Source organism: Sphingomonas sp. PAMC 26617 (assembly GCF_000242835.1).
Lineage (GTDB): Bacteria > Pseudomonadota > Alphaproteobacteria > Sphingomonadales > Sphingomonadaceae > Sphingomonas.
In genome coordinates, this window is the sequence record NZ_JH594425.1 from 2388938 (window position 1) to 2411950 (window position 23013).

Consider the following 23013-nt stretch of genomic DNA (forward strand, 5'->3'; position numbering starts at 1 on the left):
TCGAACACACCGGGAACGGGCTGATTTTAGCCGCCTATTTTTGCGGCCAAACGCTCCGTATTAGACCTTAGTCCCGTCCATTCCCCGGGTTTCCCCTTGTATCCCCGGGCTTCCCCGTGATACCTCTGCATCGACAGGGGCAGACCGAACTCGCCTGCATTCGCGGCGCCGGGAAAGCAGAAATGCGTTTCCCGGAACGGGGGAGGCTTGCCCGTCTAATGCGGGGTAAGCGTGGACGAACGCGGGGATTATCAGGGTGACGGTCTCGGTCTTGTCGATGACAAGGGCCGGGTCGCGATTCCTGCTTCTCTCCGCGCAACGCTGGCGGCGAACGCGCCGCGTCCCGATGGCAAGGACGGCGGGACCGTCATCGTCGGGGTCCACCCCAAGCACAAATGCCTGCGCGCCTACGATCCCGCCTATGTCCGCATCCTGCGCGCACAGCTCGATGCGCGCGAGGCGGTGCACACCAGTGCGGACGGCGAGCCCAACTACAATTTCAAGCGCCGTGGCGCGAGCGGCGAGCCCGTGCCGTTCGACGGTTCGGGCCGCTTCATCATGCCCGGCTTTCCGCGGGATTATGCGGGGATCGGCGAGCATGCCTTCTTCTGGGGCACGCTCGACTGGATCGAGATCTGGGACCCCAAGACGCTGCTCGATGCCGAGGATGTCGACCCCGTGATGCAGGCCGCGTGCCGCTATCACTGCAAGACCAAGGGAGTCGCGCTGTGAGCGACGCCCCCGCCACGTCCCCGCACGTCCCCGTCCTGCTCGACGAAGTGATCGACGCGCTCGCCATTGCCCCCGGCGAGACGCATGTCGACGCGACCTTCGGTGCCGGCGGCTATACCCGTGCGATGCTCGCAAGCGGCGCACGCGTGTTTGCGTTCGACCGTGACCCCGATGCGATCGCCGCCGGGGCAGGGCTGGTCGACGAAGCCGGTGGCGCGTTGATGCTCGTGCCTGCGACCTTTTCCGCGCTGGAAGCCGAACTCGCTGCCCGCGATGCGGTGCCGGTGGAGGGCGTCACGCTCGATATCGGCGTATCGTCGATGCAGCTCGACCAGGCCGAGCGCGGGTTCAGCTTCCAGTCAGACGGCCCGCTCGACATGCGGATGAGCCAGCAAGGCGAGAGCGCCGCCGATTTCGTCAATACCGCCGACGAGGCCGCGATCGCCGACGTGCTCTATCAATATGGCGACGAGCCCCGCTCGCGCCGGCTCGCGCGCGCGATCGTCGCGGCGCGGCCGATCACGCGGACGGGCGAGCTGGCGCACGTCGTTCGCCGCGCGCTCGGCTACAAGGCGCACGACAAGAAGGACCCGGCAACCCGGACCTTCCAGGCGATCCGAATCCATATCAACCGTGAGCTCGGTGAACTCGCCGATGTTCTCGCCGCAGCGGAGCGTGTGCTCGCGCCCGGCGGGCGGCTTGCAGTGGTGACGTTCCACAGCCTCGAGGACCGGATGGTCAAGCGCTTCCTGCGCGAGCGCTCGGGCGGCTTGCCGTCGGGGTCGCGGCACTTGCCCGAGGTAGCGGCGAAGAACGCGCCGAGTTTCGAGCAGGTCGGGCGCGGTGTTCGCGCCAGCGAAGAAGAAATCGCGCGCAACCCGCGCGCACGATCAGCCACATTGCGGACGGCACGACGCACGAGTGCCACCGCCTGGACGGAAGGGGCGTTGTAATGCTTGGGCTGGCTTGGAAGAGTCTGGGATGGTTCCTGGCGAGCGTCGCGGTGGCGCTCGGCTTCCTGCTCGTGCCCTTGCAGGTTGCGGCCGAGCGCAAGAAGCTCGATCGCACCGTGGTCGAGATCGCGCGCGCCGAGCGTGATATTCGCGCGCTCGAAACCGAGTTCGACACCCGCGCGAGTCTCGCGCAGCTCGACAAGTGGAACGCCGAGAAGCTCGGGCTGGTCGCGCCGTCGGCGGGGCAGTTCGTTGCGGACGAAGCCGCGCTCGCGGCGCTCGAGCCGAGCGCGCCCAACGCGCCGCAGCTCGCGTCGTTCGTGCCGCTCGCGCCGTTGTCGGCGGAAGGCCAGGTCGCGCCGGTGGCGACCGCCGCCGCGTCCACCAAGGCTGCACCCGTCGCGGCGGCCCCCGTCGCCGTCGCCGTTGCGGCGGTCGCGACGACGGTAGTGCCGGTCGCCCGGCTCCAGACGGCTTCCGTTCCCGTGCGCGCACCCGTTTCCAAGGCAAAGCCGGTCGCGACCCCACGCCCCGCCGCGCCCATGACGCGTACGGCGATGGCCGCGGTCGCCCCGCCCAAGCCGCGCGCGGCGGTGGCGATGCTCGATCGCGCCTTGCTCGATGACAGCATGATCGGGGACCTCCGCAGCGGCGCCCGCGCCGAAAGCCGGTCGCGCCGGTGACCACCTTCGTCGCCCGGCCAGTCCCCGCGCGACGGGGTAACGAGCAGCGCCACGCGCTGGTCGCGGTCGCGCATGTGCGGCTGATGATGCTGATGCTGCTGATCATGGCGGGGTTCCTGCTGGTGATCGGCCGGATCGCGATCCTCGGGATCCTCGGCACGCCCGCCGGGGCGGCGAATCTCGCGGTCAACCCGCAGGTGCGCGGCGACATTCTCGACCGCAACGGCCAGCCGCTCGCCCGCACGATCGATGCCTGGACGATCGGCGTCCGCCCAGCCCAGTTGCTCGGTGACCGGCAGGGGCTGGCGGATTCGCTCGCGCGGATCATGCCGGGGCACGACTCGTCCTGGTATCTCCAGCGCCTGACGATGCGCGGCAAGTTCACCTATCTCGACAAGCATGCCTCGCCCGACCTGGTGAACCAGATCCACGCGCTTGGCGAACCCGGCATCGTGTTTGCGCGCGAGCCCGAGCGGCTGTACCCACAGTGGACGATGGCGGCGCATGTGCTCGGCTATATCGGGCCGACCGCAACCGACGCGCATATCGCGGGTCGCGCGGGGATCGAACGTGCGTTCGACGAACGCCTCAGCGACCCGCGCCGCCGTGGCGAACCGATTTCGCTGTCGATCGATGCGCGTGTCCAGGCCGCGATGGAGAGCGAACTCGGTCGCGCGATGACCAATTTCCGCGCGAAGGCCGCGACCGGCGTCGTGCTCGACGTCCATACCGGCGAGATCATTTCGATGGTGTCGCTCCCGGTCTACAACCCCAACAAGCTGACCGGCACGAGCAGCGACGCGTTGCGCAACAACGTCACGCAGTCGGTCTACGAACTGGGTTCGACGTTCAAGCCGATCGCGGTAGCCGCGGCGATCAACGACGGTGTCATCACCGACATGACTCGCCGGTTCGACGCGACCAAGCCGCTCAAGGTCGGCCGGTTCACGATCCATGACGATCGTGGCGATCCCAAGCGCTGGCTCAACATCCCCGAGACGCTGGTCTATTCGTCGAACGTCGCGACCGCGCAGATCGCGGACAAGATGGGCAAGGACCGGATGGCGGCGATGTTCACCGCGCTCGGCTTCGGCGAACGCCCCGCGACCGAATTGCGCGAGCGCGCCGGGCCGATCTGGCCGCGCTTCTGGGGCCGGACGACGGTGATGACGACGGCCTACGGCCACGGCATCGCGGTGACGCCGCTGCATCTGGCGAATGCCTACGCAACGCTCGTCAACGGCGGGATCTATCGCCCGACGACGCTGCTCAAGATCGCGCCGGGCGCCGCCCCCAAGGGCCGCCGCGTGCTGACCGAGGCGACCAGCGCGCGGATGCGACAGTTGCTGCGGCTGGTCGTGCTGCTCGGCACGGGCCGCAAGGGCGATGCGGTCGGCTACCGCGTCGGCGGCAAGACCGGGACCGGCGAGATCGCGGGCGCGGGCGGCTATTCGCGGAGCAAGAACGTCTCGACCTTCGCGGCGGCCTTCCCGATGGATGCGCCCCGCTATGTCGTCGTCGCGATGCTCGATTCGCCCAACGGGACGAAGGAAACCTACGGCCTGACCACCGCCGCGTGGAATGCCGCCCCCGTCGTTGGCCGCGTGATCTCGCGCACCGGCGCGCTGCTCGGCGTGACGCCCGATACATCGCGCGACATCGATGTATCCCAGCTTTTGCCTCTGGTATGGACCGGGGAGAAGAAACCGGTCCCGACCGCAGAATGAGAGAATTGCCGTGAAATTGGGTGCGCTGACCGGCGGGAACGAGAACGCCACGGTAAGCGGCTTCGCGATCGACCACCGCAAGGTCGCGCCGGGGACGGTGTTCGGTGCCTTCCAGGGCACCGCCGTCAATGGCGAGGACTATATCGCGGCGGCGGTGGCAGGCGGCGCGATCGCGATCGTCGCGCGGCCCGAGGCGCAGGTGACGGGCGCGGTGCATATCGCCGATGCCAACCCGCGGCGCGCCTTCGCCCGGCTTGCCGCGCGTTTCTTCGCGCCGTTCCCGGCGGTTGCGGTCGCGGTGACCGGGACCAACGGCAAGACCTCGACCGTCGAGATGGTCCGGCAATTGTGGCGTATGGCGGGGTTTCACGCTGCCTCGATCGGGACGCTCGGCGTGACGACGGGCGACGACCGCGTCTCGACCGGGCTGACCACGCCCGATGTCGTCACTTTCCTGTCCAATGTCGCTGGCCTGTCGCGCGAGGGCGTCAGCCATGTCGCGTTCGAGGCGTCGAGCCACGGCCTGTCGCAATATCGCACCGAGGGACTCGCGGTGCGCGCGGCGGCGTTCACCAATCTCAGCCGCGATCATCTCGATTACCACGGGACGATGGCGGCGTATCTCGAGGCGAAACTGCGGCTGTTCTCGGAGGTGCTGGCCGGGGACGGCACGGCGGTGCTGTGGGCGGACGATGCCGCCGCGGCACAGGTTGCGGATGCCGCCCGGGCGCGCGGAATCACCGTTGCGACGGTGGGGACGACCGGCGCGCGGCTCAAGCTGGTGAAGCGCGTGCCGAGTCTGCTCGGCCAGGCGCTGACGATCGAGACGGGCGACGAGACGCACACGATCAACCTGCCGTTGATCGGTGCGTATCAGGCGGCGAACGCGCTGACCGCAGCCGGGCTGGTGATCGCGACCGGCGGGGCCGTGGCGGCGACGCTGGCGAATCTGACGCGGCTGCAGCCGGTGCGCGGGCGGCTGGAACGCGCCGTGATCGCGGCGAGCGGCGCGCCGGTCTATGTCGATTATGCGCACACCCCCGACGCGCTCGAGGCGGCGATCGCGGCGCTCAAGCCGCATGCGGCGGGGCGGCTGATCGTCGTGATCGGTGCAGGCGGGGACCGCGACCAGGGCAAGCGCGCCGAAATGGGTCGGGTCGCGGCGGACCAGGCGGATCATGTGATCGTGACCGACGACAATCCGCGCAGCGAAGACGCGGCGCGCATTCGCGCGATGGTACTGGAAGGCGCATCAGGCGCGGTCGAGATCGGGTCGCGGCGGGAGGCGATTCGCGCGGCGATTGCCGGGGCGGGGCCGCAGGATATCGTGCTGATCGCGGGCAAGGGGCATGAGCAGGGACAGATCGTCGGCGATCTCGTCCTGCCGTTCGATGATGTGACCGTTGCGCGCGAAATGGTGCAGGAACTTTCCGCATGACCGCGCCGCTCTGGACCGCCGTCGATATCGCCGCTGCGACCGGTGGCACCGCGTCCGCCGATTTCGCCGCCAGCGGTGTTACCTTCGATTCGCGCGAGGTCGGGCCGGGCGACCTTTTCATCGCGCTGCACGGCGAATTCAGCGATGGCCACCGGTTCCTTGACGGGGCGTTCGCGCAGGGTGCGGCGGGCGCGATCGTCTCGCAAGCGACGCCGCATCCGGATGTGCTGGTCGCCGATACGACGCTAGCGCTCGACGCGCTGGCGCGCGCGGCGCGGGCGCGGACGTCTGCGAAGATCATCGGCGTGACCGGATCGGTCGGCAAGACCGGGACCAAGGAAGCGCTGTTCGAGGCGCTCGACCGTGGCGTCCCCGGCGGCGCGCATCGCTCGGTCAAAAGCTACAACAACCATACCGGCGTGCCGCTGAGCCTGTCGCGAATGCCTGCCGCGACGCGCTTCGGCGTGTTCGAGATGGGGATGAACCATGCGGGCGAACTCGCGCAGCTGACGCAACTCGTTCGCCCGCACGTCGCGATCGTCACGACCATCGCGCCCGCGCACACCGAATTCTTCGCGAGCGAGGAAGCGATCGCGGATGCCAAGGGCGAGATCTTTGCCGGGCTCGAACCCGGCGGCGTGGCGATCGTCCCCTTCGACAGCCCGCACCGCGACCGGCTGATCGCGGCCGCAACCCCGCATGCCGCGCGGATCGTGACGTTCGGGCTCGACAAGGCCGCCGACGTCCATCCGGTCGAGACGATGCGGACCGCGCGCGGGGCGACCTTCGTCACCGCGCGCGTTGGCTCGCGCGAACTCAGCTTCACGATGGCGCAGCCGGGGATGCACTGGGTGTCGAACGGGCTCGCAGTGCTCGCGGCGGTCGATGCGGTCGGGGGGGATTTGGCGGCCGCCGGGCTGGCGCTCGCCGAAATGGGCGGGCTTGCCGGACGCGGCGCGCGGTTCACGGTCGCGGCATCGGGCGGTTCCGCGCTGGTGATCGACGAAAGCTACAACGCCAACCCCGCCTCGATGCGCGCGACGCTGGCGGTGCTCGGCGCGGAGAAGGGCGTGCGGCGGATCGTCGTGCTCGGCGAAATGCGTGAGCTTGGCGACGACAGCGATTCCTATCATGCGGCGCTCGCCGCGCCGATCCTCGCGGCAGGGGTCGAAGCGGGTATTCTCGTCGGTGAACGCATCGCGCCGCTGGCGAACGCGCTTGAGGGGAAGGGCGATTTCGTCCATGTCGCGGACGCCGCCGCCGCGCGCGCCAGCCTTTCAACGATGCTGGCGGCGGGTGATGCGGTGCTCATCAAGGGATCGAACGGCGTGGGGTTGGCGGCAGTCGTCGCAGGCCTGCGGAGCGGGACACAGTAATGCTCTATTTCATCGCCGAATATCTGGGATTTCCGGGGGCGCTCAACCTCTTCCGCTACCTCTCGTTCCGCACCGGCGGGGCGGTGGCGACGTCGCTGTTCCTCGGCATGCTGATCGGCCCGCGCTTCATCGGCTGGCTGCGTGTGCGGCAGGGCAAGGGGCAGCCGATCCGACTCGATGGCCCGCAATCGCATCTGTCGAAGCGCGGCACGCCGACGATGGGCGGGCTGATGATCCTGACCAGCCTGGTGATTTCCAGCCTGTTGTGGATGGACCTGTCCAACCCGTTCGTGTGGGCGTGCACCTTCGTGACGCTCGGGTTCGGCGCGATCGGGTTCCTCGATGATTACGACAAGGTCCGCAAGGCGAGCACCGCGGGCGTCTCGAGCCGGCTGCGGCTGCTCGGCGAGTTCGCGATCGCACTGATCGCGAGCGCGATTATCGTTCACCAGAACGGGACGCATCTGTATCTGCCATTCTATACCGGGCCGGTGATTCAGCTCGGGTGGTTCTACATCGTGTTCGCGGCCTTCACGATCGTCGCGTTCGGCAATGCGGTGAACCTGACCGACGGGCTCGATGGCCTGGCGACGATGCCCGTGATCATCGCGAGCGTCGCCTTCATGCTGATCGTCTATCTGGCGGGCAACGCGAAGTTCGCGGCGTATCTGGGCATTCCGCACGTGCCGCATGCGGGCGATCTGGCGATCTTCTGTGGCGGGATCGTCGGGGCAGGGCTTGCCTTCCTGTGGTTCAATGCACCGCCCGCCGCAGTGTTCATGGGCGACACCGGGAGCCTTGCGCTCGGCGGTGCGCTCGGCGCGATCTCGGTCGTCGCGCATCACGAGATCGTGCTCGGCATCATCGGCGGGCTGTTCGTGATCGAGGCGATGAGCGTGATCATCCAGGTGTTTTTCTACAAGCGGACCGGCAAGCGCGTGTTCCGCATGGCGCCGATCCACCACCATTTCGAGCAGCTCGGGTGGAGCGAGCCGACCGTCGTGATCCGGTTCTGGATCATTGCGCTGGTGCTGGCGCTGGCGGGTCTTTCGACGTTGAAATTGCGGTGATCGTTTCGCCGACCTGGGCTGGGAAGCGCTTCGCTGTGCTGGGTCTTGCGCGGTCGGGCGTGGCGAGCGTGCGGGCGCTGGTTGCGGGCGGGGCTGAGGTTGTCGCGTGGGATTCCAGCGCCGCGAAACGCGACGCACTGCTTCCTGAAGCCCCTCCCCTTCAGGGGAGGGGTTGGGGTGGGGCTGTAACAAGCGCTGCTCTCGGTGAGACTTCCCCCACCCCCAACCCCTCCCCTGAAGGGGAGGGGCTTTTAGACTTCGCGGATCCGGAAGCGATCGATCTCGCAGGCTTCGACGGCCTTGTCGTTTCCCCCGGCGTGCCCCTCAACCGCCACCCGGTCGCCGCCCGCGCGCGCGCGGCAAACGTCCCCATCCTCGGCGACATCGAACTCTTCGCTCAGGCGCGCAGCGACCTGCCGCGCCACAAGGTCGTCGGCATCACCGGGACCAACGGCAAGTCGACCACCACCGCGCTGGTCCACCATATCCTGCAAACCGCAAAGATCCCCAGCCTGATGGGCGGCAACATCGGCCTGCCGATCCTCGAGCAGCAGCCGCTGCCCGAAGGCGGCGTCTATGTGCTCGAACTGTCGAGCTACCAGATCGACCTGACGCAGAGCCTCGACTGCGACGTGGCGGTGCTGCTCAATGTCACCCCCGATCATCTCGACCGCTACGACGGATTCGACGCTTACGCCGCGTCCAAGGCCCGCCTGTTCGAAATGCAGTCGCCCGGGCATGCCGCAATCATCGGGATCGGCGATACCCCCTCAGCGCTGATCGCGCGCAGCTTGTCCGCGCGCGGCGAGCAGCTCACCAAGATCGCGCCCGGCGTGTGCATGGACCAATCGCGGTGGCCGTCGCTGCAAGGCCCGCACAACGCCCAGAACGCACTCGCCGCGATCGCGGTGGCGCAGGCGCTCGGTGTCAGCGAAGCCGCGATCGACGAGGGTTTGCGCAGCTTTACCGGCCTGCCGCACCGGATGGAGCGCGTCCGCACCCACAACGGCGTCGCCTGGGTCAACGACAGCAAGGCGACGAACCCCGAATCCACCGCCCCCGCGCTTGCCGCATTCGACCGGATTCACTGGATCCTCGGCGGGGAAGCCAAGTCCGACGATCTCGACGCCTGCGCGCCCCAATTCGGGCATATCGCGAGCGCCTATACGATCGGCGCCGCCGGCCCGCGTTTCGCCGCGATACTCGCGGGGAAAGTGCCGGTCGAACAATGCGGTGACCTTGCCACCGCGGTTGCCGCCGCGGCGCGCTCGGCTGCGCCGGGCGATACGGTGCTGCTGTCGCCGGCGTGCGCGTCGTTCGATCAGTTCCGCGATTTCGAGGATCGTGGAAACCAGTTCCGCACTCTGGTCGAGGCGCTCGCGTGAACGACATGAGCAATAGCCCGCCGAAATTGTGGAAAAGCATGAAGGGTCGCGGCGGACGCGGCGACCGGTCGCCGCTCGGGACGTGGTTCTGGGATATCGACCGGATGCTGCTGCTGCTGACGCTGCTGCTGATCGCAGTCGGGCTGGTCGCGGTCGGCGCGGCGTCGCCCGCCGCAGCAACGCGCTATTCGGACGAAAAGCATCACGTCGCGCCGTTATTCTATCTGTGGTGGCAGCTGGCGTGGGTTGGCGTGTCGCTCCCGGTACTGCTGGTCGTCTCAATGCTGCCCGTGCCGGTCGCGCGCCGGATGGCGTTGATCGGGACGGTCGCGTGCCTCGTCCTGTTGATGTTGGTCCCCGTCTTCGGAGTCGAGAAGAACGGCGCGACGCGCTGGCTCAATCTCGGCGTCTCGCTGCTCCAGCCATCCGAATTCCTCAAACCGTTCTTCATCGTCACCGCGGCGTGGGTGCTGTCGATGCGCGCGCAGGATGCGGCGCTTCCGGTGGTGACGATCACCGCGGGGATGACCGCGCTCGTCGCCGTGCTGCTGATGCTTCAACCCGATTTCGGGCAGACGGTGGTGTTCTGTACGGTGTGGATGGCGCTGCTGCTGATCTCGGGGACGTCGCCCAAGATCATCGCGCTGTTCGTCGCCGCGGTCCCGGCCGGGCTGACCGCCGCTTATATGTTTTACGGGACTGCGCGTGCGCGGATCAACGCGTTCCTGTTCCCGGACCATGATGGCGTCGGCGCGGCCGACCATTACCAGACCAACGCCGCGCACGACACGATCACCGCGGGCGGCTGGCGCGGGACGGGGCCGGGGGGCGGATCGATGAAGTTCCGGCTGCCCGAGGGGCATACCGATTACATCTTTTCGGTCATCGGCGAAGAATTCGGGCTGATCGCGTGCGTCATCATCGCGCTGCTGTTCCTCGCGATCGTCGTGCGCGTGTTCGTCAAGCTGCTGGACGAGCAGGACGAATTCCGGCTGTTCGCAGCGGCCGGGCTGGCGACGCAGTTCGGCGTGCAGGCGCTAATTTCGATGGCGGTCAACACGGGGATCGCGCCCAGCAAGGGGATGACGCTGCCGTTCATTTCCTATGGTGGGTCATCGCTGGTCGCGCTGTCGATCGGAATGGGCTTGCTGCTGGCGTTCACCCGACGCAATCCGTTCGTCATGCGATCCAAATATATCGCGCGATGGAGCGGCGAATGAGTGTGGCGAAGCATTTCGTACTGGCCGCCGGGGGGACCGGCGGGCACATGGTCCCGGCGGCGGCGCTCGCCGCCGAGCTGATCCGGCGCGGGCATTATGTCGCGCTGGTCAGCGACGAACGTGGTGTGCGCTTCCCCGGGCTGTTCGAGGGGATCCAGACGCATATCCTGCCCGCGGGGCGACCCGGCGGCGGGCCGGTCGGCTATCTCAAGGCGGCATCGTCGATGATGAAGGGCCGCGCGATGGCGATCCAGCTCTACAAGAGCTTCCGTCCCGACGCGGTGATCGGCTTTGGCGGCTATCCGGCGCTCCCGGCGTTGCTGGGCGCGTTCAACCAGAAGATCCCGACCGCGGTGCACGAGCAGAATGCGGTGCTCGGGCGGGTCAACCGGCTGGTCGCGGGCAAGGTCGATGCGATCGCCACCTCTTATGCCGAAGTCGAGCGGCTGAGCCCGCGGTTGCGCGGCAAGACGCGGCTCGTCGGCAATCCGGTGCGCGACGCGGTGCTGGCGCTCCGCGCCAAGCCGTATCCGCTGCTCGAGGAGGATGGGATCTTCCGCGTGCTCGTCACCGGCGGGAGTCAGGGCGCGAGCGTCCTGAGTCAGGTCGTTCCCGACGGCCTGTCGCTGCTCCCGCTCGCGTTCCGGCGGCGGTTGCAGGTAACGCATCAGGCGCGGATCGAGGATATCGAGGCGTGCCGCGCGAAATATGCCGAGCTGTCGATCGCGGCGGATCTCGCGACCTATCTTCCCGATTTGCCTGAGCAGCTGGCATGGGCGCATGTCGTGATCGCGCGCGCCGGCGCGTCGACCTTGGCCGAACTGACCTGCGCCGGGCGTCCCGCGATCCTTGTGCCGCTGCCGTCGGCGACCGACGATCACCAGACCGTCAACGCCCGGGAAATGACGCAAGCGGGCGGCGCGCGGACGATCGACCAGCGCAGCTTCACGCCGGTGGAACTGGCCAAGCAAATGCAGAAACTCGGGCTCGACCCGGCGGCGTTGCAGAATGCGGCGGCCCGCGCGCGCGGGTGCGGACGGCCCGATGCCGCGCGCGACCTCGCCGACCTCGTCGAGAGCCTCGGCGACCGGCAAGGCGACATGCCGATCGGCGCGGCGCGCCCTAAACCCAGTCAGAAGGCAGCATTCGCATGAGGGGTGTCGCAACCGACATCGGCACGATCCATTTCGTCGGCATCGGCGGGATCGGGATGTCGGGCATTGCCGAGGTGATGAAGAACCTTGGCTATAGCGTTCAGGGGTCGGACGTGGCGGAAGGCTATGTCATCGAGGGCCTGCGCGCGAAGGGCATTCCGGTCCTGATCGGGCATCACGCCGACAATCTCGGCGACGCCGCGGTGATCGTCACCTCCACCGCGATCAAGCGCGGCAATCCCGAGGTCGAGGCTGCGCTCGAACGGCGTATTCCGGTGGTGCGCCGCGCGGAAATGCTCGCCGAGCTGATGCGGCTCAAATCGACCGTCGCGGTTGCGGGGACGCACGGCAAGACGACGACGACCAGCATGGTCGCCGCGCTGCTCGACGCGGGCGGGGTCGATCCGACGGTCATTAACGGCGGGATCATCAACAGTTACGGCTCGAACGCACGCCTCGGCGCAAGCGACTGGATGGTGGTCGAGGCGGACGAGAGCGACGGCAGCTTCCTGCGGCTCGACGGGACGATTGCGGTCGTCACCAACATCGATCCCGAGCATCTGGACCATTACGGCAGCTTCGAGAAGGCGAAGAATGCCTATGTCGAGTTCATCGAGAACGTGCCGTTCTACGGCGCGGCGTTGCTGTGCCTCGATCATCCCGAAGTCCAGAACATCATCCCGCGCGTCCGCGACCGGCGCGTCGTGACCTACGGCTTTGCCGCCCAAGCGGACGTGCGCGGGGTCAACGTCACGCCAGTTCCCGGCGGCAATCGCTTCGAGGTCATCATCCGCCACCGCGACGGCACGAGCCGCTCGATCGAGGGAATCGAACTGCCGATGCCCGGCCGCCACAACGTCCAGAACGCGCTCGCCGCGATCGGCGTCGCGCTCGAGCTCGGGATCGAGGACGCTACGATCCAGCAGGGGTTCGCGCAATTCGGCGGGGTGAAGCGACGCTTCACCAAGGTCGGCGAAGTCGCGGTGCCGGGCGGCGTGGTGACGGTGATCGACGATTATGGCCATCACCCGGTCGAGATCCGCGCTGTCCTCGCGGCAGCGCGCGAGGGCGTGCGCAACCGCGTGATCGCGGTGGTGCAGCCGCATCGCTATTCGCGATTGGGCGATCTGATGGAAGACTTCCAGGGCGCGTTCAACGATGCCGACATGGTGCTGGTGACCCCGGTCTATGCCGCTGGCGAACAGCCGGTCGAGGGCGTCGACTCGGACGCGCTGGTCGAGGGGATCAAGCGGCGCGGGCACCGTTCCGCCGCGACGGTCGCGGATGCGGCTACGCTCGCGACGACGCTCGCGGGCGTGGTGCAGGCGGGCGACATGGTCGTTTGCCTTGGCGCTGGCGATATCACGAAATGGGCGGCGGGGCTGGCGGGAGCCATCGAAGGAGCACGGACATGACCGACTGGTTCACGGCCTCGATCAAGCTGCAGCAACAGATGCTCGACGCGCAGAAAGCGTCGCTGTCTGCAGGCCAGCAGGCGCTTGGCGCGGGTGATGCGTTCGTCAAGATGCAGGAAGCGGGTCGCAAGGCGGCGGAGGCGAACATCGCGGCGATGAACGCCTGGGCGCGCATGTGGGGTCTCGGCTAAACATGGCCTCTGCGCCGACCTTTTCAGCGTCGCTGCCGGAAGTTGCCGGTCGCCTGACGCCGCGCGCGCCGCTTGCGCCGCTGGTCTGGTTCAAGACCGGCGGTGCGGCGGAGTGGCTGTTCGAGCCGCGCGACGCGGAGGATCTGGCGCGGTTTCTGGCGGCGCTCGATCCGTCCGTGCCGGTGATGCCGCTTGGATTGGGGTCGAACCTGATCGTGCGCGATGGGGGCGTGCCCGGCGTGGTCGTCCGGCTGGGGAAGCCGTTCGCCAAGGTTTCCGCGCGCGATGCGACGACGCTCGTGTGTGGCGGCGGGGCGAGCGGGATCCTCGTGTCATCCTCTGCGCGCGATGCCGGGATTGGCGGCGTGGAATTCCTGCGCTCGATCCCCGGCACGGTCGGCGGGTTCGTGCGGATGAACGGCGGCGCTTACGGACGCGAGACCAGGGACGTGCTGGTCGAATGCGAGATCGTGCTGCGGTCTGGCGAGCGGCGGGTGCTGTCGGTCGGAGAGCTTGGCTACAGCTATCGGCATTCGAATTTGCCCGACGGCTGCGTCGTCGTCAGCGCGACGTTCCGCGGGCATCCGGAGGAGCCCGCCGTGGTCCAGGCGGAGATGGACCGCATCGCCGCGGAGCGCGAAGCGTCGCAGCCGCTCCGCTCGCGGACGGGCGGGTCGACGTTCAAGAACCCCGAGGGTCATAAGGCGTGGGCGCTGATCGACGCCGCCGGGTGTCGCGGGCTGACGCGCGGCGATGCGCAGGTCAGCGAGAAGCATTGCAATTTCCTGCTCAACCTCGGGGCGGCGTCCAGCGCCGAGATCGAGGCGCTGGGGGAAGAGGTTCGGGATCGCGTGAAGGCACAATCAGGGGTTGAATTGACGTGGGAAATCCAGCGGGTCGGGGTGGTTGCGTGACGTTTGCTCCACCCTCCGTCATTCCCGCGAAGGCGGGAATCCATACTGGCGAAGGTCGGTATGGAGGTGCGGCCGCGGCGCTAATGGATCCCCGCTTTCGCGGGGATGACGGCGTGGGGGGTGACGGGTCGTGAGCGTGTTGCATGTCGCCGTCCTCATGGGCGGCCCGTCCGCCGAACGCGAAGTCTCGCTTAAGTCAGGGACCGGCGTGGCCGACGCGCTCGAATCGCTCGGGCACCGCGTCACGCGGATCGACCTTGGCAAGGACGTCGCGGCCCGTCTGGCCGAGGCGAACCCCGACGTCGTCTTCAACGCGCTCCACGGCACGCCGGGGGAGGATGGCACCGTCCAGGGCCTGCTCGACCTGATGGGCCTGACCTATACCCATAGCGGCCTCGCCACTTCGGTCATCGCGATCGACAAGCAGTTGACCAAGCTGCTGCTCGTCCCCGGCGGCATCCCGATGCCCGGCGGGCGGATCGTTAAGTCGGAATCGCTGTATGATGGCGACCCGCTGCCGCGACCCTATGTCCTAAAGCCGGTCAACGAAGGCTCGTCGGTCGGCGTCGCGATCGTCACCGACGAGGGCAATTACGGCAACCCGATCGCGCGCGGCGTGGCGGGGCCGTGGAACGAGTTCGAAGAATTGCTCGCCGAACCGTACATTCGTGGCCGCGAACTGACCACCGCGGTGCTCGGCGACAAGGCGCTCGGCGTCACCGAGCTCAAGCCCAAGAACGGCTGGTACGATTTCGACGCCAAATATACCGATGGGCTGACCGAACACGTCTTCCCCGCCGACATTCCCGACGAGATCGCGCAAGCGTGCAAGCGGATCGCGCTCGACGCGCACCGGTTGCTTGGCTGCAAGGGCACGTCGCGCTCGGATTTCCGCTGGGACGACCAGTTGGGCGTCGACGGGCTGTTCCTGCTCGAGGTCAATACCCAGCCGGGGATGACCGCGCTCAGCCTCGTCCCCGAGCAGGCCAAGCATTGCGGCATCGACTACCCGCAGCTCGTCCAGATCATCATCGATGAGGCGCTCAAGGACAAAGCGGCGAAGGCGGGTTCGCCATGAGCGGCACGATCAAGCGCGGCACCGTCCGCCGTCCGGTCCAGCCCAAGCGGAAGCAGGCGGCCAAGCCCTCGGTCATCGACCGCGCGATCACCGCGCTGCCGGTGAGCGAGGCGACGCTGCGCAAGGCCGCGACCTGGACGATCACCGGGGTCGTCGGCGCGGGGCTGATCGCGCTCGCGTCGTTCTTCGGGATTCCGGCGGCGATCGGGACGGCGATCGGCGAGGGGATCGGCGACGCCGGCTTCAAGGTTACCAATATCCAGATCACCGGGCTCAACCGGATGGATCACAACGTCATCTACAAGATCGCGGCGAACCAGCCGTCGATGGCGATGCCGCTCGTCAGCCTCGAGAAGATCCGCACCGATCTGGTCTCGCACAGCGGGTGGATCGAGGATGTCCACGTCTCCCGGCGGTTGCCCGATACGCTGCTCGTCAGCGTGATCGAACGCCAGCCGAGCGCGATCTGGCAGAACAAGGGGCAACTCGCGCTCATCGCGGCGAACGGGACGTGGCTCGAGCCGGTCGACCCCGAGGCGATGCCCGACCTGCCGATGGTGATCGGCCCGCACGCGAACGAACAGGAACCGGCGTATCGCACGCTGCTCGACGTCGCGCCCGCGCTGAAGGGGCAGGTCAAGGCGGCGACCTGGGTCGGCAACCGCCGCTGGACGCTGACGTTCGAAACCGGCGAAACGCTCGCGCTGCCCGAGGGGGATACCGAGGCGGCGAAGGCGCTGGTCAAGTTCGCGCAGCTCGACGGCGTGCGGCCTTTGCTCGGCAAGGGCTGGCTCGGGTTCGACATGCGCGACCCGACGCGGCTGGTCGCGCGCAAGCCGGGGATCACGACCAACAAGGCGATTACCGATCCGGGCCCCGCTCCGGGAGCCGTGCCAGCGGCGTCGCCGTCGGGGGCACCGTCTCCGACGCCGACCGCATCGCAGAGCGTGGCGCCGCGGCTGACGGCGGTAAAAAGAACGAGCACGGATTCACAGGCTTAAGCAATTGCGGTAAGCATAGGTGGGAACAGGGGTAAGGGCATGGCGAAAACCGCACCGGAAGGGTTGATCACCGCACTCGACATCGGGTCGTCGAAAGTGTCCGCGATGATCGCGCAGAAAGGCGATGGCGGCGAGCTGATCGTGCTCGGCACCGGCCAGCGCGAGAGCAAGGGCGTCAAGCGCGGCTATATCGCCGATGCCGCCGCGACCGAAGTGGCGGTGCGCGAGGCGGTCGAGCAGGCGGAGCGGATCGCCGGGCTCAACATCGAGAACGTCTGGGTCAGCTTCTCCGCAGGCGGGCTCGTCTCCGACGTCGCGTCGATCGAGTTCGAGCTGGGCGGCCACCGGGTCGAGCAGACCGATATCGATGCGCTCCTTCAGGCCGGGCGGGACTCGATCGATCCGGCGGGGCGGATGGTGCTCCATGCGCAGCCTGCGCTCTACACGCTCGACGGACTGACCGGGGTGAAGCGTCCGCTCGGGCTGCATGCTGACCGGCTCGGTGTCCACATCCACGTCGTCGCGGCGGACGGTTCGCCGGTGCGCAACCTCGGCCTGTGCGTCGCCAACGCGCATCTCGAAGTGAAATCGATCATCGCCTCGCCGGTCGCGACCGGCATGGCGTGCCTCAGCGACGAGGAGCGCGAGCTCGGCGTCGCATTGGTCGAACTGGGCGCGGGGATCACCAACGTCTCGTTGTTCGCGGGCGGGATGCTGGTCGGGCTGATGTCGATCCCGATCGGCGCGCAGGACATTACCGACGATATCGCCTCCGCCTTCGGAACGCGCCGCGCGCAGGCGGAGCGGATGAAGTGCGTCCACGGCTCGGCCAACGCATCCCCGCGCGACAATCACGAAATGATCGACGTCGCGCCGATCTCGGCCGAGGAAGATGCGAGCGACGGGACGCGGATCACCAAGGCGCAGTTGATCGCGGTGATCCGTCAGCGGCTCGATCATCTGATCGGCGAAGTGTCCAAGGCGCTCAAGGACCTCAAGTTCGAGGGCCCGGTCGGGCGGCAGGTCGTGCTGACCGGGGGTGGGGCCGAGCTCAAGGGTATCGCGGATTATGCGCAGGCGGCGCTCGGCCGTTCGGTGCGGATCGGTCGACCGCGCGGGTTGATGGGCTTGCCCGAAGCGCACGCGACGCCTGCCTTCACCACGCTAGCGGGGCTCGCCTTTTATGCCGCAGCCGATCCGATCGACCTGCGCGCGCTGTCGAGCAAGCAGCAGCTCGTCCACCGGCCTAAGGGATTTGCCGCATTCCGTCGCCTGATGGCGGCAGCCCGTGCAAATTATTAAACAATAACGTTACGAAACGGCGGTTCGCGCTGGAACGACCGGCGGCGATAGTGCAGAACCGCCCTTTACGAAATGAGTGCGTCGGGCCGTAGCTGCCCGTTGGAGACTGGGACATGAGCATCGAATTTCTGCCCCCCGAAGTCGACGAACTGACCCCGCGCATCGCGGTGATCGGCGTTGGCGGCGCGGGCGGCAACGCTATCGCCAACATGATGCGCGCAGATGTGCAGGGCGTTGAGTTCCTCGTCGCCAACACCGACTCGCAGGCGCTCAAGCAGTCGGCGGCTAGCCACAAGATCCAGCTCGGCGTGAAGATCACGCAGGGGCTCGGCGCGGGTTCGCGTCCCGAGATCGGGCGCGCGGCGGCCGAGGAGACGATCGAGCAGGTCACCAAGATGCTCGAAGGCTCGCACATGTGCTTCATCGCCGCGGGCATGGGCGGCGGCACCGGGACGGGTGCGGCACCGGTCATCGCCAAGGCGGCGCGCGACATGGGGATCCTGACGGTCGGCGTCGTGACCAAGCCGTTCGCGTTCGAAGGCACGCGTCGCGCCAAGAGCGCCGAAGCGGGCATCGAGGAACTGCAGAAGTATGTCGACACGCTGATCGTCATTCCGAACCAGAACCTGTTCCTGGTCGCGAATGCGAACACGACCTTCAAGGAAGCGTTCCAGATGGCGGACGAGGTCCTTCAGCAGGGCGTCCGCGGGATCACCGACCTGATGGTCATGCCCGGCCTCATCAACCTCGATTTCGCCGACGTCCGTTCGGTGATGCAGGAGATGGGCAAGGCGATGATGGGCACCGGCGAAGCCGATGGCGACAATCGCGCGATCGAGGCGGCGTCCAAGGCGATCGCCAACCCGCTGCTCGACGGCGTCAGCATGAAGGGCGCCAAGGGCGTCATCGTGTCGATCACCGGCGGCGACGACATGCGCCTGCTCGAGGTCGACGAGGCCGCGAACCACATTCGCGAGCTGGTCGACGACGATGCCAACATCATCTGGGGTTCGGCGTTCAACCCCGATCTCGAGGGCAAGATCCGCGTTTCGGTGGTCGCCACCGGTATAGAGGCTGAGGCGCGCCCGCCGGAGGCAGCAGCACCCGCATCGCGGGCGTTCAGCTTCTCGAGCAAGAAGGGCGACGAACCCGCCGCCACGCCGACGGCGGCGCCTGTGCCGACCCCGGCTCCGACGCCCGCCCCCGCACCGGTTGCCGCCCCCGCGCCGGCTGCTCCGGCCCCCGCGCCGGTTGCCGCTGCCGCACCGCCCGAGACCGACGAACTCGTGCTCGGCAGCGAAGCCGTGGTGCCACCCGCCAAGCGTGTCTATGGCGACGTCGACGTGCCCGCTCCGGCCAGCGACGATACCCCTGCCGAGGCACCGACGCGTCGGCGCTGGCTGTCGCCGGGTGCCGCGGTTTCGGAAGAAGCCGCCGCTCCCGCCGCAGCCGAGCCTGCAACCCCGGCGCCCGCGCCGCGCGTCAAGCTGGGCGGCACGCTATTCGAGCGTATGTCGAGCGTCTCGCGTGGTGCTGCGCGCGACGACGAGCCGTCGCCCGACAAGGATCCGCTGGATATCCCGCGTTTCCTGCATCGGCAGAACAACCAGTAACCCCACCCTTTCGACCGCGCGCCGGATGGCGCGCGGTCGATGGCCGCGGTGCGCCTCGCCGCCCGCCGCCGATCCGTTTCGCTTCGGCGCAAGCCGATGCCGCCTGTCATTGCCGGTTCAGTGGCGACGGGCTTTAGGGTAATTCATGCGCACCGTTCGTCTCGCCGCCTCGATCCTGGCCCTGACCGCGAGCGGGGCCGGCGCGGCGCAGACCCGGCCGGCCTATCCATCGCCGTATCCGCAGGCAGCGCCTTATCCGGCAACGTCCCCCTCTTCGGTCCAGCCGCAGGGCGATGCCGATGCCTTGGCGAGCGAGATCCGTCTGCTCGCGGCCGATCCCAACAACGTGCAGTCGCTGGTGCGCGCGGGTGAACTCGCGCTCAAACTCGATGATGCGACCGCCGCGGCAACCTTCTTTGCCCGGGCCGCGCGGGTCGATCCGCGCAACTGGCGGATCAAGGCGGGCGAGGGGAGCCTCCTGGTCACCGCCGAACGCCCCGGCGAGGCGCTGCGGCACTTTGCCGAGGCGGAGGCACTCGGCGGCGACGTGCGCAGCTTCGCCGCGGATCGCGCGCTCGCCTACGACCTGATCGGTGAGCAGGACCGGGCGCAGCGGGATTACCGACTTGCCCTGCGCGCGGCGGAGAATGACGAAACCAGGCGGCGCTATGCGCTGTCGCTGGGGATTTCGGGCAAGCGCGAGCTGGCGCTCAAGGAAATCGAGCCGCTGCTCCGCAAGAGCGATCGCGGTGCGTGGCGGTCACGTGCGTTCATTCTCGCGATGGGGGGGGATCGTCCGGGTGCCGAGCGGATCGCGACGACGATGATGCCGGCGGGGATGGCGCAGGGGCTCCAGCCGTTCTTCGACCTGCTTCCGACGCTGCGCCCGGCGGATCGCGCGTTCGCGGTGCATTTCGGTGAAGTGCGCGCGTCGCCGACCCGGCTTGCCGACGCGCGGATGGCCCCGCCGCTGCGCGCGCTCGGCCCCGATCCGACCGCTCCGGTCGAGGTCGCGGCGAAGGCAAGCCCGGTCGTCGCGACGGTCGCGGCAACGCCGACCCGCAAGGACCGCCGCTCGCGCAAGGAGCGCGAGCGCGACACGATCGTCGCGGCGACGACCCCGCCGGTCGTCCCGCTGCCCGCGCCCCCGGCCTATGTCGCGCCGTCCGCGTCGGTGGCGGCGACGACGCCGTATCGCGGGCAACCGTATCGTGGATCGCGTCCTGCGGTATCGAGCGGGACGCGGGCAGCGAACCTGGCGGCGGCCAATGCGTTGCGGTCACCCGCGGCGATCGCTGCGTTTGCGGAAAGCCCGCCGCTGGCGCGGGTATCCTCCGCACCGACCGTTCCATCGGCGACGTCGGTTGCGGCTGTACCGTCGTCCGTCGCGCTCGGATCGTCGACGCTGGTCGGTTCGGGGCGTACCATCACGTCTCAGGCGGCGACCCCCTATGTGCCTCCGGTCGCGACTCGCTATGTGCCCACTGCCTCGGTCGTTACGGCGGCCCGACCGCTGTCGCCGACTCAGCTTGCCAATGCCGCATCCGCGGCACCGTCGGCATCGACGCCAATCCCCGTCGCCGTTACGCCAGTCGTGCCATCCCCGATCACGCCGACCAGCGTTGCGGTCACGGCACCTGTCAGCCCGCTCGCGGTCGCGTCGCCCGCATCCCCAGGCTCGGCGAGTGATCCTGCGCTCGCGACGACTTCGCTCGCGACGAACACGAACACCGCTCCAAGCGTCCCGGTCGCCGCGCCGACCCCGATGCGTAGCGAGCAATCGATCCTCGCCTCGATCATCGCCGATATCAGCGTCCCCGGGTCCGAACTCGGCGTTGCGCCGGAACGGATGGCGGTGACGACGCCGCCCCCGATCCAGCGCGCGATCCCCAGCCGACCGCTGGCCGACGAGGCCGCGGGCGCGGTGCAACAACCGAACCTGCGGACCGCCCCGAGCCATCAGGGCGGAAAGCCCGCCACTCCATCCAGGACCATCGATCGCAAGATTTTGGCGGATGCAGTCACGCAGACCGACCCCGCCGAACCCAAGCGTGGCGACACACGCAAGACGCTCGCCGAGCGCAAGGCACTGGCGGCGAAGGCCGACCTCGACGAGAAGACCGACAAGGCGGACAAGCCCGGCAAGAGCGACAAGGCCAGCAAGAAAGCTGCCGATGCGAAAAAGCTGGCGGACGCCAAGAAGGCCGAGGAAAAGCGCAAGAACGACCCCAAGCTGCTCGAGCCGGAGCGCTATTGGGTTCAGCTTGCCAGTGGCGCGAACGCGGGCGACCTGCCCAAGCAATGGGCGAAGCTCAAGACCAAGAACGCCAAGGCTCTCGGTGCGCGCAGCGGCTATGTAACGCCGCAGCGGGCAACCAACCGCGTCCTGACCGGACCGTTCAAGACCGACAACGAGGCACAGGCGTTCGTCAACAGCCTTGCAAAGCAGGGCGTATCCGGGTTCGTCTTCACCAGCGAAGCGGGGCAGAAAGTTACGAAATTGCCTGCCAAATGAGAACCGTCGAGCGCTGGGCCAGTCGCCCGGAGCACAGCCGCGGTCGCCTTCACGAAGAACAAAGCGGGCCCGCCAGCACCTCGGTGCGAGGTCCTCGCGATGCTTTCCAACGCGACCGCGACCGGATCGTCCATTCGATCAGCTTCCGCCGCCTGCGCCACAAGACGCAGGTGTTCATGGCGCCCGACGGCGACCATTTCCGCGTCCGGCTGACGCACAGCCTGGAGGTCGCGCAGATCGCGCGGACGATCGCGCGCGCGCTCGGGCTCAACGAGGATCTGACCGAGGCGTTGGCGTTGGCGCACGACATCGGCCATCCGCCCTTCGGTCATGCCGGGGAGGACGCGCTCGGGCGCGCGCTCGCGGCGCAGGGCGGGTTCGACCATAATGGCAACACGCTGCGCGCGCTGATGCTGATCGACAGCCCGTATCCGCGCTGGAACGGGCTCAACCTGACGTGGGAGACGCTCGAGGGGCTCGCCAAGCACAATGGCCCGATCGCGCGGCCGGGGTGGGCGCTGGCGGAATGCGACGCGACGTTTCCGCTCGAACTGACGCGCTGGTCGAGTCTCGAGGCGCAGGTCGCGGCGATCGCGGACGACATTGCGTACGACAATCACGATATCGACGACGGCCTGCGCGCGGGGTTGCTGACGCTCGACCAGTTGCTCGCGGTGCCGGTGGTGGCGCGCGAATGGGATGGCGTACGCGCGCGTTTTCCCGATGTCGCACCGGAGCGGCTGGTCGGGGAATTGATCCGCACGCAGATCGGGACGATGGTCAACGACCTGATCGCGGAGACGCAGGCGCGGCTGGAAGGGATCGGCGACGTCGCAGACGTGCGTGCGGCGGGGCGGTGCCTCGTCGGCTTCTCGGACGCGATGCGCGACGATGAGCGGACGCTCAAGCGGTTCATGTACGCGAACCTGTATCACCACCCGCGGCAATTGGCGGCGGCGCAGGCGGCGGAGGGAATCGTGGCGGGACTGTTCGCGGCGTATCGCGCGGACCCGGCGTTGCTGCCGGGCGAGTGGGCGGAGCGGCTGCCGGCGGACGAACCGTGGCGCAGCCGGCATATCGCCGATTTCATCGCGGGGATGACTGACCGGTATGCGGTCTCGCGCTATCGCGAGGTGGTCGGGCCGATCGATCTGCCCGACGGGTTCTAGGACCAGATTGCAATGCCGGGCGCTTCCCCGGCGGAGGCCGGGGCCCAGTAGCGGAACGGCAGAAGCGACCGAATGCG

General features: G+C 68.1%; 19 protein-coding genes. All 19 read left to right on the forward strand.

What is annotated here, in order from left to right:
- Nucleotides 1–231 precede the first annotated feature (231 nt).
- Nucleotides 232–732 carry a division/cell wall cluster transcriptional repressor MraZ gene (locus tag RH91_RS10505; RefSeq protein ID WP_010162690.1) on the forward strand — a complete coding sequence of 167 codons (501 nt, stop codon included), beginning with the start codon at nt 232–234 and terminating at the stop codon, nt 730–732.
- Entirely contained in the window at nt 729–1685 is a 957-nt protein-coding gene (gene rsmH / locus RH91_RS10510) for a 16S rRNA (cytosine(1402)-N(4))-methyltransferase RsmH (RefSeq protein WP_010162691.1), read from the forward strand. The genes RH91_RS10505 and rsmH overlap by 4 nt, the downstream gene beginning before the upstream one ends.
- Nucleotides 1685–2368: a hypothetical protein gene (locus RH91_RS10515; RefSeq protein WP_010162692.1), complete on the forward strand. Its 684-nt coding sequence runs from the start codon at nt 1685–1687 to the stop codon at nt 2366–2368. The genes rsmH and RH91_RS10515 overlap by 1 nt, the downstream gene beginning before the upstream one ends.
- On the forward strand, nt 2365–4095 hold the full coding sequence (locus RH91_RS10520) for a peptidoglycan D,D-transpeptidase FtsI family protein (protein WP_010162693.1): 1731 nt from the start codon (nt 2365–2367) through the stop codon (nt 4093–4095). Before RH91_RS10515 ends, RH91_RS10520 begins: the two co-directional genes overlap by 4 nt.
- Nucleotides 4096–4105: 10 nt before the next feature.
- Complete coding sequence (locus RH91_RS10525; RefSeq protein WP_029623768.1) at nt 4106–5533, forward strand: UDP-N-acetylmuramoyl-L-alanyl-D-glutamate--2,6-diaminopimelate ligase; 1428 nt, start codon at nt 4106–4108, stop codon at nt 5531–5533.
- Nucleotides 5530–6909 carry a UDP-N-acetylmuramoyl-tripeptide--D-alanyl-D-alanine ligase gene (locus RH91_RS10530; RefSeq protein WP_010162696.1) on the forward strand — a complete coding sequence of 460 codons (1380 nt, stop codon included), beginning with the start codon at nt 5530–5532 and terminating at the stop codon, nt 6907–6909. The genes RH91_RS10525 and RH91_RS10530 overlap by 4 nt, the downstream gene beginning before the upstream one ends.
- Nucleotides 6909–7979, forward strand: a complete 1071-nt coding sequence (gene mraY, locus RH91_RS10535; RefSeq protein WP_010162697.1) for a phospho-N-acetylmuramoyl-pentapeptide-transferase — start codon at nt 6909–6911, stop codon at nt 7977–7979. Before RH91_RS10530 ends, mraY begins: the two co-directional genes overlap by 1 nt.
- Nucleotides 7976–9364 (forward strand): UDP-N-acetylmuramoyl-L-alanine--D-glutamate ligase, encoded by a 1389-nt coding sequence (gene murD / locus RH91_RS10540; protein ID WP_029623769.1) that lies wholly within the window; start codon nt 7976–7978, stop codon nt 9362–9364. Before mraY ends, murD begins: the two co-directional genes overlap by 4 nt.
- A gap of 5 nt (nt 9365–9369) precedes the next feature.
- The gene (locus RH91_RS10545) at nt 9370–10584 is read left to right on the forward strand and encodes an FtsW/RodA/SpoVE family cell cycle protein (protein ID WP_029623770.1); all 1215 of its coding nucleotides are present in this window, start codon (nt 9370–9372) and stop codon (nt 10582–10584) included.
- Nucleotides 10581–11738: an undecaprenyldiphospho-muramoylpentapeptide beta-N-acetylglucosaminyltransferase gene (gene murG / locus RH91_RS10550; protein WP_010162700.1), complete on the forward strand. Its 1158-nt coding sequence runs from the start codon at nt 10581–10583 to the stop codon at nt 11736–11738. Before RH91_RS10545 ends, murG begins: the two co-directional genes overlap by 4 nt.
- Nucleotides 11735–13153 (forward strand): UDP-N-acetylmuramate--L-alanine ligase, encoded by a 1419-nt coding sequence (murC, locus tag RH91_RS10555; RefSeq protein WP_010162701.1) that lies wholly within the window; start codon nt 11735–11737, stop codon nt 13151–13153. The genes murG and murC overlap by 4 nt, the downstream gene beginning before the upstream one ends.
- The gene (locus RH91_RS10560; protein WP_010162702.1) at nt 13150–13344 is read left to right on the forward strand and encodes a hypothetical protein; all 195 of its coding nucleotides are present in this window, start codon (nt 13150–13152) and stop codon (nt 13342–13344) included. Before murC ends, RH91_RS10560 begins: the two co-directional genes overlap by 4 nt.
- 2 nt (nt 13345–13346) lie before the next feature.
- Nucleotides 13347–14258, forward strand: coding sequence for a UDP-N-acetylmuramate dehydrogenase (gene murB, locus RH91_RS10565; protein WP_010162703.1), 912 nt, complete (start codon nt 13347–13349; stop codon nt 14256–14258).
- 139 nt (nt 14259–14397) lie between these two features.
- Nucleotides 14398–15336 (forward strand): D-alanine--D-alanine ligase, encoded by a 939-nt coding sequence (locus RH91_RS10570; RefSeq protein ID WP_029623771.1) that lies wholly within the window; start codon nt 14398–14400, stop codon nt 15334–15336.
- The gene (locus RH91_RS10575; RefSeq protein ID WP_010162705.1) at nt 15333–16337 is read left to right on the forward strand and encodes a cell division protein FtsQ/DivIB; all 1005 of its coding nucleotides are present in this window, start codon (nt 15333–15335) and stop codon (nt 16335–16337) included. Before RH91_RS10570 ends, RH91_RS10575 begins: the two co-directional genes overlap by 4 nt.
- Nucleotides 16338–16376: 39 nt before the next feature.
- On the forward strand, nt 16377–17639 hold the full coding sequence (gene ftsA / locus RH91_RS10580) for a cell division protein FtsA (RefSeq protein WP_010162706.1): 1263 nt from the start codon (nt 16377–16379) through the stop codon (nt 17637–17639).
- A 113-nt stretch (nt 17640–17752) separates the two neighbouring features.
- Nucleotides 17753–19252 (forward strand): cell division protein FtsZ, encoded by a 1500-nt coding sequence (gene ftsZ, locus RH91_RS10585; protein ID WP_010162707.1) that lies wholly within the window; start codon nt 17753–17755, stop codon nt 19250–19252.
- 145 nt (nt 19253–19397) lie between these two features.
- On the forward strand, nt 19398–21767 hold the full coding sequence (locus RH91_RS10590) for an SPOR domain-containing protein (RefSeq protein WP_010162708.1): 2370 nt from the start codon (nt 19398–19400) through the stop codon (nt 21765–21767).
- Nucleotides 21764–22936: a deoxyguanosinetriphosphate triphosphohydrolase gene (locus RH91_RS10595; protein WP_010162710.1), complete on the forward strand. Its 1173-nt coding sequence runs from the start codon at nt 21764–21766 to the stop codon at nt 22934–22936. Before RH91_RS10590 ends, RH91_RS10595 begins: the two co-directional genes overlap by 4 nt.
- Nucleotides 22937–23013 lie beyond the last annotated feature (77 nt).